Origin of the sequence: Xanthomonas vesicatoria ATCC 35937, assembly GCF_001908725.1 — a bacterium.
Classification (GTDB): Bacteria; Pseudomonadota; Gammaproteobacteria; order Xanthomonadales; family Xanthomonadaceae; genus Xanthomonas; species Xanthomonas vesicatoria.
The window spans coordinates 2,679,742-2,695,931 of record NZ_CP018725.1; the positions used below are offsets into that span (position 1 = coordinate 2,679,742).

A 16,190-nucleotide genomic window follows, 5' to 3' on the forward strand; every position below is an offset into this window, starting at 1 on the left:
AGAGAGACATAGTTTGCGCCGCCTAACTCCCTTACCCTACTTCTCCCGCCGCCAATTGATCGACCCCTTGGTCTCCACCGTGCTGGATTCGGCCTCCACGTCGAAGCCGCGGCTGAGGAGGTATTTGAGGGTCAGCACCGAGCCGCCGCCGATCATCGACACGCCATAGCCGACGTACAACTTGGGCGAGAGGTACTTGCCGAAGCCCACCACCGAGCCCAGCGTGCTGGATTGACTGACGCCGGCTTCGTCCAGGCCGAGTTTGGCGCCGATCTGCGAGGCGATCAGGCTGCTGCCGGCCGACAGTGCGGCCGAGGCGGCGCTGACCTGCTGGGTTTCGTCGCTGCTGGCAGTGGACAGGCCGCGGCCGAGCACCAGGTATGACAGCGCTTCGGATTGCGACATCGCCGGTTCCGACCACACATCGGCGCGTGGCGATTCGGCACGGCCGCTGACGTCGATACCGGCGGTGACATCGCCGATCTTGCGCTCGGCGCGCAGGCTCACGCGCGGGTCGGAGACGATGTTGTTGTTCCAGGTCAGCTGGCCGCGGCTGATGGTCAGGTCCTGGCCGTAGGCCTTGTAGCGGCCGCGCACATCCAGCCCGCCATTGGCGGTCATTTCGCGCCCCGGGCGCGCGCGGATCTGCATCTGCCCGCTCAGCCCGCCCTTCAGGCCGAAGCCGCTCATGTTGACCTTGTCGCCCAGCACGATGGCCAGATCCATATCCAAGAGCGAGGATGGCGCGGCTTCCGGGTCGACCGGGTCCAGCACCACCACGTCTTCGGACACGGAGGTGCCGCGATCCAGGCGTTCCAGATCGATATCGGCTTCGGGCACGGTGACCTTGCCGCGCAACTGCATGGTGTTGTCGGTGATGCCGAACTGCATGTCCGGATTGGCGATGACGCGCAACTCGCTGGTGTTGTAGGCCAGCACGTTCTGCCCGCGGATGTTGAGCAGCAGCGGCGTACTGGTGCCGAACCACGACAGCCCGCCATCGACGGTGAGCGTGCCCTCGCCCGACTTGGCCGCGGCGGTGATCTTGGCCGAGCCATCCGGCAGCGCGTCGAAGCGGCCCTTGCCCTCGCTCAGGGTCAGGCCCATCGACGGGTATTCGGCAGTGAAATCGCTCAAGGTGGCGTCGCCGCCCAGCAGTGGCTTGTCGCGGGTGCCGCGCAGGCTCACATGGCCTTCGACCAGGCCCTTGGGCCGCACCACATCGGCCACCACCAGCTCCAGCCAGTACAGCCGCGACATATTGAGATACAGCTCGCCGTTGAGCGGCGCATAGGCATCCCACCCGGTATTGAACTTGGCATCGACAAAGCCCGCGCCCTGGAAGCCGACACCGAGCTTGGCCTGGATCTGCTGCTGGGTGAAATCGGCCTGCACGCTGAACTGGTCGTAGCGCAACAACTCGCCGCGATTGGGATTGCCGGCCACCGCTGCATAGCGGGTTTCGCCCAGGCGGATGCCGCCTTCGGGGGAGGCAATGCGCAGGCTGCCTTCCCACGCGTTGCCGCGCGGCTTGAAGCTGCCGTCCAGCGACAGCTCGCCACGCAGATAGATCTGCCGGCCTTCCTGCTTGGGCAACCACGGCTGCACCAGCGACAGCGGCAAGGCGTCGCCATGCACCACCATGCCCTCGCGGGGCCAGTTGGCGCTGGCGCACAGCGCGCCGCCGGTGGCTGCGCCCAGGCAGGTGTCGGACAAGGTAAAGGCCGCGCCGTCGGTGTTGAACTGCGCAGGCTGCCGCAGTGCCCAGGCATCGCCCTTGGACGGTGTGATCCGCAACGTGGCGACCTGCCCCTGCCAGCGCTCGCCATTGCGTTTGACATCGCCCTGCAGCGCCACGCTGGCCATGCTGTTGGCGATGTCGGCGTCCAGACGCAGGGCTTCCACCGCGCCGCGTGCCTGCACCCGCACGCTGTCCAGCACCACGCCAGCGTCGATGGCGGTGCCCTGCAAGGCCAGCTGTCCATCGCTGCCGCGCCATGGCAGGCGGCCACGCAAGCTGATGCTCTGCGCGGTGTAGGTGTCCCAGCGCAGGCCATTGCCGGCGATGTCGGCGGTGATGTCGGGTGCGTCGCGCTTGCCGCTGACCTGCAACTGCCCACGCACGGTGCCTGTGGCGCCAGGCAGCACGTCGTCCAGCTGCAGCGGCTGCAGTTGCGCGGCGATGTCCAACTGGTCGCCGACCTTGCCCTTGGCAGTGACGCGGCTATTGCCCAGCGACAGCTGCAGTTCGCCCTCGCCCTGTTCGCCACGCAGGGCGAACTTGCCGTTGGCCGACAGCGCGCGCTGGCGCAGCTGGCCGGTCAGGGCCGGGATATCGGCGGTGGCTTCGAAGCCTGGCGAGACGCTGCCGGCCGGCGCCGGCAGCTGGCGGCCCTTGGAGGCGATCTTGCCGGACAGATTGCCGTTCCAGCCCGGCGCGAAATAGCCCGGGTCGAACTTGGCCAGCTGCGCGGTGACATCCCACTGCAACTCCGGTGCCCAGCCCACTTCGCCGGTGACATCCAGCGAGCCGCCCGGGGTCGTGGCCTGCACCTGCTTGAGCTGCGCGCGTTGGTCGTTGCCGCGGCTGTCGAACACCAGCGCGGCCTGCTGGCCGTCGCGCTCCACGGTGGCGCGGCCGATCGCCGCCCATGCCTTCAGATTGCCGGCAACGCCCAGGCGCGCATCGAGCAATTCCACCGGCACCGCCGGTGCATCGGGGGTGGCCGGGTCGGGCGTGGGAGTGAAACGCAGGCCATTGGCATTGACCGCAAAACGGAAGCTCGGATTCTGCGTATCGCGGAAATCGGCGGTGCCGCGCAACTGGGTGCGGCCTTCGAAGGTGTCGATCACCAACGGTTCGACCGTCAACACCTGCTCCTGCAGGCTGATGTGCGACGGCTGCAAGGTGGCGCTCAATTCGCCCTGTTTGACGCTGCCTTGCAGGTCTGCCTTGCCGCCCTTGCCGGACGCGCTCAGGTTCAACGCGATCGGGGTGGCCGGTGCGGCGTACTGCCCGTTGGCGGGCGGCATCAACAGTGAGGTATCCAGTGCCTCGGTGACGGCCCTGAACGCCCAGGTCGGGTCGTCGCGACCGGTGAAGACCAAGCTGGCCTGCAGCGGGGCCGGGGCGCGGCCGGCGATGGCCACTTCCATCTTGTCCAGGTCACCGCGCGCGACCAGGCCCAGGCTGGCCGGCGTGCGGCCGCGTGCGGCCGGCAGCACCGCGGTGGCGGTGAGATCGGCGTGGTAATCGTCGTTGGGGATGTAATCGCCATGCAGGCGGAAATCGCCCATGTCGGTATCGATCACCAGATCGCGCGTCCGCAGTTCGCCGGTCGCCACTTCCAGCCCGCCCTGCATCTTGCGCAGCACGATCATCGGTTGCTGCAAACGGGTGATGCGCAGATTCTGCACATCGATCTTGTCGGCCTGGATCGCCAGCGGCACGTTGATCTGCGGCAGCGATTCTGGCCAGCTGGGGAGCTTGAACGGTTCGTCGCTCTTGCCCAGATTCAATGTCGCGTTGCTGACCTGCACCGCGTCCAGTTGCAGCTTGCGACCGAGTAGCGGGCGCAGGTCCGGCTCCAGATACACGCGCTCGGCGGTGAAGTGGATGTCCTGATACTTGAAGTCGACATTGCGCAGTGTCAGCGGGCCGGCAACCGGGCCTTCGACGCTGCCATAGGTAAAACTGGCACCCACCGGCAGGCGCGCAACCACCTGCGCCAGCAACACGTCGCGCCCGGCCACGGTCTGCAGCAACCAATAGATCGCAATCAAGGCCAGCAGCACCAGCCCGAGCACGGTCAAGCCAGAGCCCACCCAGAACCGGCGCCGCCGGTAGAAACGCGCGCGGCGCGGTGCGGAGGGCGGCGTGGGTGTGCTCACAGGTTGGCCCCGATATCGATGTACAGCTGGAACTGCGAGTCCGGATCGTTCAAGCCGTGTGCGATATCCACGCGCACCGGCCCCACTGGCGAGCGCCAACGCACGCCGAAGCCGATGCCGGTATGCCAGTCGGGCCGGTCGTCGAAGGCGCTGCCGCTATCGACAAACACCGCCCCGCCCCAGGGGCCGCCCTTGAGGTAATGCTCGTACTCGGCGCTGGCGGTGACCACGTTTTTGGCACCGAGCGCAAATTCGTCCGGCTTGGGCGTGCGTGGACCCACTTCGCGGAAGGCGTAGCCGCGGATGCTGTTAGCACCGCCGGCAAAGAACCGCAGGCTGGGCGGCATCGCCACCAGATCGCTGGTCCAGGTGGTGCCGCCTTCGCCGCGCAGGATCACCCGTCCGTTGTCGCCGGCACCCAGAAACCAGCGCAGCTGCCCATAGAGCTGGCCGAAGTTGGTGTCCGAGCCCGCACCTTCGGCGCCACCTCGGATCAACGCCTGGCCCGACACACCGCGACGCGGAAACAGCCGGTCGTCGACATTGACGTAGTTGGCCTGCAGCTGCGGATAGATCAGCGTGGAGGTTTCGTACACCGCGCCTTCGAAATCGTTGCCGCTGCTGAAGCGCCAGCGCTCGCGCAAGGCATTGATCGAGGCGATGGCGCTCCAGCGCTCGTTGATCTGGCCGCTGCGGCTGCCGGTGAGTTTGACGTTGCGCAGATCGATGTACTCGGTCTGTTCGTCGTACAGCCGCGCCGAGGCGGTGTACCAGCCATCGAGCCAGCGGAACGCCGGCACCCGGTAGCTGGTGGTCAGGCTCTTGCGGTTCTGCGCGTAGTCCAGCTGCGTGTCCATATTGTGGCCACGCGAATTGACATAACGCCGCTCCACCCCGCCGCGCACACCGGCGCCGCTCTCGCTGCCGTAGCTCAGGCCGGAAGTGTAGATGGTGCGCTTGGCGCGGGTGAGCTTGACGTCCACCGGCACGCGGCCATCGGCATCGGCTTCTTCGGGCTTGGGCTGGATATCGATGGTGCTGAAGTAATCCAGCTTGGTCAGCGACTCACGTAATCGGTCCAGCTTGCCTTCGTGGTAGTAGCTGCCCTCGTCCCAATACACCAGCGGGTCGAACAGGCCCTCGCGAAAATAATCGTAGTCGAAGCGCACCTTGCCCATGTCGTAGCGGCGGCCGCTATCCCAATTCAGGTCAATGTCGGCAGCGTGTTCGGCGCGTGTCACCGCGACCCGGCGCTGGGTGAAATCGGCATCGAAGTACCCGCGCTCGGCCAGGCGCCGGGTGATGCGCACCTTGCTGGCTTCGTATTGCGGATGACTGAACACCTGGCCCTCGCGCGGCTCGAACTGTTTGAGGTCTTGCCCCAAATACCGGTCCTGTTCGGCCCAGCCGGTGATGGAGATATGCGAGGTGCGCACCCGCACCGGCTCGCCACGGTTCACCGTGATCACCACCGTCACCTTGTCGCCATTGCGCGGCGCGGCCAGTTCAATGGTGGGCGAGTAGTAACCGAACGGCTCCAGCGCCTCGCGCGTCTGCCGCTCCGCCTGCGCCAGCAAGTACTCCAATCGCGACTCGCCCTGCTCCTTACCGACGGCCTCGTACAGAGACAGGGAGACCTCGATGTTCTCGATCATCTCGGCATCGTCGCCCTCGTCCAAGCCCTTGATCTCGATCTTGTCGATGGTTGCCCGGGCCACCGCTTGCAGCGGAACGAACAGGGTGCACAGCAGGGAGAGAGCAAAGACGGCTTTAAGCATCGGCAAAGGATACCCAGCCTGGGCGTGAAGGGACAAAAAATCTGAGGAAACACGCCTATACGGCACCGACAGGAACTCGTACAGTCGGTGCGTTGTTAACGTTTCGTTGACACCCATTGCGCGCGGCTCCCCCGTTTGTCGCACGCCCGTCCGTACCTTTGGAGAGAGAGGTTCGTTTCATGAAGCGTCATCTACTGGTTACTGCCGTCTGCACCGCCCTGACCATGCCATCGCTTGCGATGGCACAAGAGCAAGGTGAAGTCACTCAACTGGACAAGGTCACGGTGACCGGGTCCTTGATCCCCCGTTCCCAGGTCGAAACCGCAACCCCGGTGTTCTCGATCACCGCCCAGGACATCCAACGCCGCGGCTTCAAGGACGTCTACGACGTGCTGCGCTCGCAACCGATGGCGACCGGCTCTGTGCAGGATGGCCAATTCAGCGGAGGCTTCACCGCCGGCGCCAAGTCGTTGAGCCTGCTCGGCCTGGATCCCGGCTTCACCCTGGTGCTGATCGACGGCCGGCCGATGGCCGACTACCCGTTGCTCTACAACGGCCAGAGCAACTTCGTCGATCTGGCCAGCGTGCCGGTAGGCATGGTCGAGCGCATCGACGTGGCGCCCGGTAACCAGTCGTCGATCTACGGCTCGAGCGCGATCGCCGGGGTGGTCAACATCATCCTGAAAAAGCGCATGGACGGCGTGCAGATGAATTACCGCATGGGCACCTATGACGGCGGTGGCGGCAACAACCAGCGCTTTCAGCTCACCGGCGGCAACGAGATCGGCGGCGCCAATATCGTGTGGGGCCTGCAGCTCAACAACCAGGACCCGATCTACGGCTATCAGCGCCGCGATTTCGATTCCACCAACGACAATCCGGACCCGACGCTGCGTTACGGCTCGCGTATCGCGCTGCATAACCTCGCCGGCCCCCCGGCCACTTATGTCGATCCAGGTGCAGACAACTGCGCTGCGCTGGGCGCGCTATTCAATGGGTCGGTGCAATACGACAACCGCGTCAACCGTGGCAACTTCTGCAGCAGCCGTACCGAGCCGGGCTACGCCAGCATCCTTAACAAGGAACGCAGTGCCAGCGGCTATGCCAACCTGAGCTATGCGTTCAACGACAACGTCGAGCTGTACTCGACCCTGTTGCTCAATCGCACCAAGGTCGAGGTCAATGGCGGACCCCGCTTCTGGCAGACCTCTTCCGATACTGGCGGCTTGTTCTACAACCAGGACAGCCAGCAGCTCGAAGGCTATCAGCGCGTTTTTGCACCGGAAGAAACCGGTGACAACGGTTTCAACAACAACCGCCAGACCGCCGACTCCTACAACATCGCACTTGGCCTGAAAGGCGGCCTGGGGGCCAGCAACTGGACCTACGATGCGTACTACGCACGCTCGGAATACCGCATCGAAAGCCGTCAGCAGTGGCCGCTGGCTGACCGCATCGAAGATTTCTTCCGCGAACAGTTCCTTGGCGCGCCGCAAGGCGAGTACTACGGCTACCCGATCTATTCTCCCAACGATGCCAACTTCTATCGCGCGTTGACGCCGGCGCAGTACCGCAGTTTCAACGACGAGATCCGTACCAAGTCCAGGACCTGGACCCAGAACGTCAACCTGCAACTGACCAATACCGAGTTGTTCAACATGCCGGCTGGTGCGGTCGGCGTTGCCGGCGTGTTGCAGGCCGGTAATCAGTACTGGACCAATCCGACCGACCCGCGTGTGATTGCCGGCGACTTCTACCAGCTGACCGGCACCCAGGGCAGCGGCAAGCGCGAGAACTGGGCGGCGGCCTTCGAAATGCGGGTGCCGATCCTGAGCACCTTGACCGCCAACCTGTCCGGTCGCTACGACGACTACAAGAACCAGGGCGGCGGTGGCGATTCCAAGTTCACCTACAAGGCTGCGCTGGAGTTCCGTCCGATCGATTCGCTGCTGTTCCGCGGCAACTACGCCACTGCGTTCAAGGCACCGGACATGGCGTTCTCGTTCGCTGGCGACAGCGGTTTTTTCCAGGGCGTCAACGACTACTACCGCTGCGCGGTCGAAGAACCCGGCGTGCCGATCTCTGACTGCACCTATGCCGGCACCAGCATCCAGGGCCGTCGGTCCGGCAATGCGGACCTGAAGTCGATCACCGCAAAGTCCTGGGGTGCCGGCGTGGTGTGGTCGCCGAACGCACGCTTCAGCGTCAATGCCGACTACTACAACATCAAGATCGATGACAAGGTCAGCGACCTGAGCACCGACGCATTGCTGCAGAACGAATCGGCCTGCCGACTCGGCGCGCTGGACATCAACTCGCCGACGTGCGTGGACGCGCTGTCGCGCATCGACCGCACGGCCACCGATGCGCCGGTACCCAATCGCCTGAGCAACATCCGTATCAATCCGGTCAATATTTCCAACGAGGAAATCTCCGGCATGCTGACCAAGGCGACCTACAACCTGGCCACCGAGACATGGGGCCTGTTTGTGTTCGATGCGCAGTACAACCTGACCCTCAAGCACGAAAGCCAGCAGTTCCCGCAAGACCCGGTGCGCGACCTGTTGAGCGAGCCGTTCTTCTCGTCCGAGTTCCGCAGCATCACCAATGCCTCGATCACCTGGCAGAAGGATGCGTGGACCACCACCTTGTTCGGCCAGCGTTACGGCCGTACGCCCAACTTCACCGCAGGCCAGAGCACCGATGGCTATGCGGCCGAAGGCGCACGCAAGGTCGGCCCCTGGACTACCTTCAATGCGACGCTGGACTATGCAATCAACGACGACATCTCGCTCACGGCCACGGTCAACAACCTGACCAATGAGCGTCCGCCGCGCGATCGCACCTACACCGACTACCCGTACTACAACATCTTCAACTACACCGGCTACGGCCGTTCCTACATGCTGGAGTTGAACTGGCGCTTCGGCGCGCAGTGAGTCATCGGTTGTGACCAACGGCCGGCAGTCATCATGACTGCCGGTCTTTTTTATCCATCCCGCCGACGCGGGTACGCCTGAATTGGACTTGGAGCAGCGATCTACGGTGCTTGAATAAACGCTGGTAGGCCAAGTCGCGCAAATTGGCCAGACCCAGACCAATGGCTCGTTCACCGCACCGAATCCGGCCTTTGTCGCAACGAGCGGCCGATGTGCACCCACCCGACGATGCGGGCCTGCGCAAGAACAGCGCCTACTCGCCATCGCCTGGGCCTGTCAGGACACTCCGTGCATCCGTCTACTCGGGTTTCTCACGCCGCATCCATCCGGCCACAGGGTCCCGCAAGCAGGGAGGACATCGCACCTGCCTAAGTGGCGGTGTGCGGATGAGGATCAAACAGCAGGCCGCGTCCACCTGGCCGCGAGCACGCGTTCTGTCAGCCGGGCTTAGTGCGAGCGGCTGTTTCGAGCATGCCCGCCTGCAACAAAGCCTGCCTCAACGGCTCCAGGTGCGTTGCGTAGCGGCGCCACGCTTCCACATTACGTGCATGCACGCCCTCGCGTACCTGCACGCTGCTCAGCGTGGCCGACGCTGCGGCATTGCGGGTGATGTCGATCTGCCCTGGCTCTATCGCCAACCCGCAGCGCGTCATCAATTGCTCCAACACCGCAGATGGATCGCGCACCATCTGCGCGTAGTCCACATCGATCACCCGACCCGGTAGCGCGGCGCGCCAATGCGCCATCAAACCGTGATAGGCCTGGTAATGGCGCGCCAAGGTCTGCAGGTCGTAGCTGTAGGCATAGGAATCGCCAAACAGCGCGCGATAGTTGGAAAAACACACCGCCATCGGCTCGCGCACCAGATGTACGATCAGCGCGCCGGGCAAGGCACGTGCAATCGGCCCGATCGCCACCGCATTGGCAGGCAACTTGTCGATATACCAGCGGGCCGACCCTGCACGCCACTGCGTCTGCTCCAGATAGCGCTGCCCGACCTGTGCGTAGTCCAGCGTGGGCAGGGCCTGCAACAGGCCTGCATCCAGCAGACTGCGGCCGGCCTGGTCCGCGCCCCAACGTAATTGATGGCCGAAGTCGCTCAGTTCGCCTGCAGAAACAATCTGCGAATGGTTGCCCAGCATGCGCTCCAGCACTGTCGTGCCCGAGCGTGGCAGGCCGAGCACAAAGATGGGTTGCGGGCCCTGTACAGCATCGGCTGGTTGGGCTGCAAAGACGCCTTGATCGGACAATGCGCCCAACTGCGCATACAGCGACGCCTCGGCGTCGGCATCATGGCGCAAGCGTGCGTGCATGACCGCATTGCCGTGTTGCAAGGCATCCCAGGCAGCATCGATATCGCCCAGATCTTCCAGCTCCTTGTACAGCGCGAACGCCAGCCCGGCACGGTCTTCGCTTCCGGGGGCAGCGCACTGCAACTGCTGGCGCAATGGCGCGACATGGTTGTTGCTCGCGCTCTGGCGGTGCAAACGCGCACGCGTCAGCGCCGCACGGCCGTAGCCGGGCTTCTGCGCCAATGTCTGCTCCAGCGCCTGCGCTGCCGCATCTAGATGCCCATTGAACTGCAATTGCACGGCAAGGAAAAAGCGGAAATCCGCCCCATCGAATCCGCAGGCCTGCGCGCGTTGCATCATCGCCAATGCTTCGGGATGTTCGCCCAGGGATTGGTGCACATGCGCCAGCAAGGCCAGCGTCGCGCCATCGCCACACTGCAATACCGATGGATGCCGCAGCAGCGCGTGCAACGGCCGATGTTCGCCAACGCGCAGCAGCGCTTGCGCCACACGGCAACGCAGCGTCACATCGTCGCCTAGATCGCGCGCGGCCAAGCGTAGCTGCGTGACCGCTTCGCGCATCTTGCCGCTCGCCAGCACGGTGCCGGCCAACAGCACGCGGGCCGACACATGCGTTGGCTCCACCGCCAATACGGCCTGCAACGCAGTCGCCGCCGCAGCCATGTCGCGGCGCGCCAGCGCGGCCTGGGCGCTCTGCCACTGCGTCGCGCCCGCAGCGGTGGACATCAGCTGGACAGATGCTCGATGGCGGCAACGCTACCGAGGCGGTCGCCGAGCTTCTTCAGCAGCGCCAGGCGGTTGGCACGTAGCTGCAGGTCATCGGCATTGACCATTACGCCGTCGAAGAACGCATCCACCTGCGGGCGCAGACGAGCCAGGCGCGCGAGCACGGCGACGTAGTCGTGGCGGTGCAGCGCATCGCCGGTGTCGCCGATGGCCGCTTCCACCGCTTCGGCCAATGCTTCTTCGGCCGGTTCGCGCAGCAGCGCGGTGTCGATGTCGCCGGGAATCTCGCCATCGACCTTGCGCAGGATGTTGCGGATGCGCTTGTTGGCCGCGGCCAAGGCTTCGGCTTCGGGCAACGTGGCGAAGATGCCGATGGCATCGATGCGGCGGTCGAAGTCGTAGAGGGAGCCGTGGATCGCGCCCAGGTGCGCTCCTACGCCGTGCGGTGCAGTAGTGCCTTCGGGCGCGACGGAGAACAACGCGGCCACAGCGTTGAAATGCGTTGCCGGCACGCCCTTGTCGGCGTAGTAGCCGCGTAGGCGATCGAGGATGAAGTCAAAAAGTTCAGTCAGTTCTTCATGGTGCAGCGATCGCTGACTCGCATGTGACGTGGGAGCATCTACACCTATCGCACGTATTTTGTCTGCAGCATCCTTCTTCTGCCGCAGCACAACTTCAGACGCCGACTGCTTTGCTAAGTTGTAGGCGTGCTGAATTAGTCCCTTCAAATCCAGATCAAACCCACTCTCAATCACCGTGCGCGCCAACCCCAACGCATTGCGCCGCAGCGCAAACGGGTCCTTATTACCGGTCGGCTTCAAGCCGGCTGCAAATCCACCGGCCAACGTATCCAGACGCTCGGCAATCGCCAGCACCTTACCCAACGGCGACAACGCAATGTCATCGCCGGCAAAACGCGGTTGGTAAGCCTCATCGATCGCCAACGAGATTTCACTGGGCTCGCCGGCGGCCTTGGCGTAATGCCGCCCGGCAATGCCCTGCAGTTCCGGGAATTCGTTGACCATGCGCGATTGCAGATCGTTCTTGGCCAGCTCCGCGGCGCGACGCGCCTGCACCGGATCGGCACCCACTTGCGGCGCAATTGCTTCGGCAAGCGCAGCCACGCGCGCGACCTTGTCGGCAACCGTGCCCAGCTTGGCCTGATAGGTCACGCTGGCCAGGCCCGCGCCCATCGCTTCCAGGCCCTGCTTGAGGTCTTCGTCGAAGAAGAACTTGGCGTCGGCAAAGCGCGGACGGATCACCCGCTCGTAGCCCTTGGCCACTTCGGCCACGTCCTTGGATTCGATATTGGCAATGCCGATGAACTGTTCGGTCAACTTGCCGCCGTCATCGAGCACCGGGAAAAATTTCTGGTTGATCTCCATGGTTTCGATCAGCGCTTCCTGCGGGACCGCCAGGAAATCGCGCTCGAAACTGCACAGCACCGCCGACGGCCATTCCACCAGGTTGACCACCTGCTCCAGGTTGTCGTCGCTGATGCGCGCGCTACCACCGGCCTGCTTGGCGGCCGCTTCGACCTCTTCGACGATGCGCGCGCGACGTGCCTCGGCATCCACCAGCACATGCGCGCTGCGCAGCGCGTCGATGTAATTGCCCGGCGCCGCCAACGACACCTCGCCTTCGTGCATGAAACGATGACCACGGGTGATCCGATCGCCCCGCACGCCCAACAGTTCGGCCGGGATGACGTCATTGCCGAACAGCAGCACCAGCCACTGCACCGGCCGCGCGAACGCATAATCGTGCGCGCCCCAGCGCATCGGCTTGGGGATCGGCATGGCGGCGATGGCCTCGCGCAGGATGTCCGGCAATAGTGCGGCGGTCTGCGCGCCCGGCGTCACCGCGCGGTGCACGAAGCGCTCGCCCTTGGCATCGCTGGTGCGCTCCAGCGCGGTCCAGTCGATCCCGGCCTTGGCAGCGAAGCCGGCCAACGCCTTGGTCGGCTGGCCCTCGGCGTCCAGCGCGATGTTGAGATACGGCCCCAGCACCTCGGAGCGCTGCTCCGGCTGCTCGGTGGCCACGCCCGGCAGCAGCACCGCCAGGCGGCGCGGTGTGGAAAGCGGCTTGGCATCGCCGCGGGTGACTGCAATGCCACGCTTTTCCAGCCCGGCCAGCACGCCATCGAAGAAAGCCTGCGCCAGACCCGGCAGCGCCTTGACCGGCAGCTCTTCGGTACCCAGTTCGATCAGCAGGGGAAGTTGTTCGCTCATATGACGTGGACCTTTACGTGTTCCCTTCTCCCGTCGGGAGAAGGTGCCCCGAAGGGGCGGATGAGGGTACGGGCGAAGCCGATGGAGCTTGGGTGCATTAGGGCTGCGCCCCGTACCCTCACCCCAACCCCTCTCCCGGCGGGAGAGGGGCTCTGGGTTACTTCTTCACCCCGGGAAACCCCAGCTTCTCGCGCTGCGCGTGATATGCCTGCGCCACGCCCTGCGCCAGCGCGCGCACGCGCAGGATGTAGCGCTGGCGCTCGGTCACGCTGATCGCACGGCGCGCATCCAGCAGGTTGAAGGCGTGGCTGGCCTTGGTCACCTGCTCGTACGCCGGCAGCGGCAGGCCGACCTCGATCAGCTGCTTGGCTTCGGCTTCGCAGGCATCGAAGCGGTGGAACAGCTCTTCCACATTCGCATGCTCGAAGTTGTAGGCGCTCTGCTCCACTTCGTTCTGGTGGTACACATCCCCGTACGTCACTGCAGCGCCGTCCGGGCCGTAGGTCCACACCAGGTCGTAGACGTTGTCGCAGCTCTGCAGATACATGCACAGCCGTTCCAGCCCATAGGTGATCTCGCCCAGCACCGGCTTGCACTCCAGCCCGCCGGCCTGCTGGAAGTAGGTGAACTGGGTGACTTCCATACCGTTGAGCCAGACTTCCCAGCCCAGGCCCCAGGCGCCGAGCGTGGGCGATTCCCAGTTGTCTTCGACAAAGCGCAGGTCGTGTACCAGCGGGTCGATGCCCAGTGCCTTCAACGAGCCCAGGTACAGGTCCTGGATGTTGTCCGGGTTGGGCTTCATCGCCACCTGGTACTGGTAGTAGCGCTGCAGGCGGTTGGGATTTTCGCCGTAGCGGCCGTCGGTGGGACGGCGCGAGGGCTGCACGTAGGCGGCGTTCCACGGCTCCGGTCCCAGCGCGCGCAGGAAGGTGGCCGGATGGAACGTGCCCGCACCCACTTCCAGGTCCAGCGGCTGAATCAGCACGCAGCCCTGATCGGCCCAGTACTGGTTGAGGGTCTGGATCAGGCCCTGGAACGTGATTGGAACGCGGCGGGAATCGGACATGCAGCAAGGGCCGTGCGAAAGGGGTGCGCTAGTATACCGGCCCACCCGCGGCGCTTTGCCGCGGGAGCAGCGCGGCAGGGGAACCACCAGCATGGAACAGCGGCGCAACGCCGACCCGGACAGCGCAGCGGCGATCCTGCCGCGCGGCCGGCTGATGTTCGACCCGGTGGCCGCCGCCCTGCTCGCCGACGGCATGGTGGTGCCGCACGAACACGAACGTGTGCAGTTCTCCGCCGCCGGCGCGCGCACTGCCAGCGACGTGCATCCACTGGTGCTGCTGGCCAACCTCAAGCTGCACGCCGCGCAGGCGCCCGCCGGTGAGCTGGGGCTGGAGCGGCTCACCGAATGGCTGGCCACCCGCACCGGGCTACGCTATCTGCGCATCGACCCCACCCGCATCGATGTGGCCGCGGTCACCGGGGTGGTCTCGCATGCGTATGCGCGCCGCCACCGCATCCTGCCGCTGGCCCTGGATGCCGAGCGCGTGCTGATCGCCACCAGCGAGCCGCTGGCGCTGGAGTGGCTGGCCGATGTGCAGCACTTGAGCCGCCGCCGCATCGAGCTGGCACTGATCAACCCGCTGGACCTGCATCGCTACACGATGGAGTTCTTCGGCGTGACCCAATCGGTGCGCGGCGCGCGTGGTGATGCGCGCAGTACTGAATCAAACGCGGGCCTGCCCAGCTTCGAACAGCTGGTGGAACTGGGCCGCGCCGGCGACGTCAACGCCGACGACCACCACATCGTGCATATCGTCGACTGGCTGCTGCAATACGCCTACGAGCAGCGGGCCAGCGACATCCATCTGGAGCCGCGCCGCGAGGCCGGGCGCATGCGCTTCCGCATCGACGGCGTGCTGCACAAGGTGCTGGAAGTGCCGCCGTCGGTGATGACCGCGGTGGTCAGCCGCATTAAGGTGCTGGGCCGCATGGACCTGGCCGAACGCCGCCGCCCGCAGGACGGCCGCATCAAGACCCGCTCGCCGGGCGGGCGCGAGGTGGAAATGCGGCTGTCGACGATGCCCACCGCGTTCGGCGAGAAATGCGTGATGCGTATCTTCGACCCGGATTCGGCGTTCAAGAGCATCGAACAACTCGGCTTTAGCCCGGAAGAGGCCGCCGGCTGGAGTGCACTGGTAGAGCGCCCGCACGGCATCGTGCTGGTCACCGGCCCCACCGGCTCGGGCAAGACCACCACCCTGTATTCCACGCTCAAACGCCTGGCCACGCCGGATGTGAACGTGTGCAGCGTGGAAGACCCGATCGAAATGATCGCGCCGGAATTCAACCAGATGCAGGTGCAGCAGAACATCGACCTGGACTTCGCCAGCGGCGTGCGTACGCTGCTGCGGCAGGACCCGGACATCATCATGATCGGCGAAATCCGCGACCTGGAAACTGCGCAGATGGCGGTGCAGGCCTCGCTGACCGGGCATCTGGTGCTGTCCACGTTGCATACCAACGATGCGGCATCGGCGATCACCCGCCTGCTGGATCTGGGCGTGCCGCATTACCTGGTCGCCTCCACGCTCAACGGCGTGCTGGCACAGCGTCTGGTGCGCACCCTGTGCGTGCACTGCAAGCGCCCGCACACGCTCAGCGACGACGATTGGGCGGCGATCCGCGAACCGGGCGAAGCGCTGCCGGAAACGCTCAACGTGCATGCACCGGTAGGCTGCCTGGAATGTCGCCGCACCGGCTATCTCGGGCGTGTGGGCCTGTACGAATTGCTGCCGGTCAGCTCGCGCCTGCGCAGCCTGATCCGCGCCGACACCGACCTTGCCAGCTTCAGCCAGGCCGCGCGCGGCGGTGGACTGCGCACCCTGCGCCGCACCGGGCTGGAAAAGGTCGCTGCCGGGCTGACGACCATTGAAGAAGTGCTGTCGGTATTGCCGCCGCGGGAGTGAGCGGATCCTCCGTGCTGGTGAGCAGGCCGCTTGGGCGTGGTTTGCGACCGGCACGCGCGTGCATGATCGGGGGGATTCTCGAGGCCGCAAGGCATCGAGGGTCGGGGATTGAGTAGAGAATTTTTTGCGCACAGTGGGACCGATCCCTGCCGATCGCCCGTTTTCGCTCAGGCACGTTGTCGGTGGGCACGCACGCAGAAGCGTGCCCGGTTTCCACGCCGTTTTCGTACGCCGAGCGCTCGATCGCGATGACGGCGACCGACGCACGCGCTCGATGTTGCGCACTAGTGCAACTCGGCGCTCATGCCGTCATGGTGGAGACGCCATCTGGCCCGCAGCT

At 65.0% G+C, this 16,190-nt stretch carries 7 protein-coding genes; 2 read left to right on the top strand and 5 right to left on the bottom strand.

Annotation, left to right across the window (positions count from 1 at the left end):
- Positions 1 to 36: 36 nt before the first annotated feature.
- On the bottom strand, positions 37 to 3,891 hold the full coding sequence (locus BJD12_RS11720) for a translocation/assembly module TamB domain-containing protein (protein WP_042828559.1): 3,855 nt from the start codon (positions 3,889 to 3,891) through the stop codon (positions 37 to 39).
- Entirely contained in the window at positions 3,888 to 5,669 is a 1,782-nt protein-coding gene (locus BJD12_RS11725; protein ID WP_005996490.1) for an autotransporter assembly complex protein TamA, read from the bottom strand. Before BJD12_RS11725 ends, BJD12_RS11720 begins: the two co-directional genes overlap by 4 nt.
- Positions 5,670 to 5,908: 239 nt before the next feature.
- On the opposite strand from BJD12_RS11725, the gene BJD12_RS11730 reads away from it, so the two are divergent.
- Positions 5,909 to 8,608 (top strand): TonB-dependent receptor plug domain-containing protein, encoded by a 2,700-nt coding sequence (locus BJD12_RS11730; protein ID WP_206501090.1) that lies wholly within the window; start codon positions 5,909 to 5,911, stop codon positions 8,606 to 8,608.
- 437 nt (positions 8,609 to 9,045) lie between these two features.
- Here BJD12_RS11730 and BJD12_RS11735 read toward each other — a convergent pair whose 3' ends face one another.
- The 3 genes from BJD12_RS11735 to glyQ form a co-directional block, all read right to left on the bottom strand.
- Positions 9,046 to 10,647, bottom strand: a complete 1,602-nt coding sequence (locus BJD12_RS11735) for a tetratricopeptide repeat-containing sulfotransferase family protein (protein WP_005996492.1) — start codon at positions 10,645 to 10,647, stop codon at positions 9,046 to 9,048.
- Positions 10,647 to 12,878 (bottom strand): glycine--tRNA ligase subunit beta, encoded by a 2,232-nt coding sequence (gene glyS / locus BJD12_RS11740; protein WP_005996493.1) that lies wholly within the window; start codon positions 12,876 to 12,878, stop codon positions 10,647 to 10,649. The genes BJD12_RS11735 and glyS overlap by 1 nt, the downstream gene beginning before the upstream one ends.
- A gap of 157 nt (positions 12,879 to 13,035) precedes the next feature.
- Positions 13,036 to 13,944, bottom strand: a complete 909-nt coding sequence (gene glyQ, locus BJD12_RS11745; protein ID WP_005996494.1) for a glycine--tRNA ligase subunit alpha — start codon at positions 13,942 to 13,944, stop codon at positions 13,036 to 13,038.
- A 91-nt stretch (positions 13,945 to 14,035) separates the two neighbouring features.
- Here glyQ and BJD12_RS11750 point away from each other — a divergent pair, with 91 nt between their 5' ends.
- A complete protein-coding gene (locus BJD12_RS11750; RefSeq protein WP_042828562.1) occupies positions 14,036 to 15,850 on the top strand; it encodes a GspE/PulE family protein in 1,815 nt (604 codons plus the stop codon).
- The last annotated feature ends 340 nt before the right edge of the window (positions 15,851 to 16,190 follow it).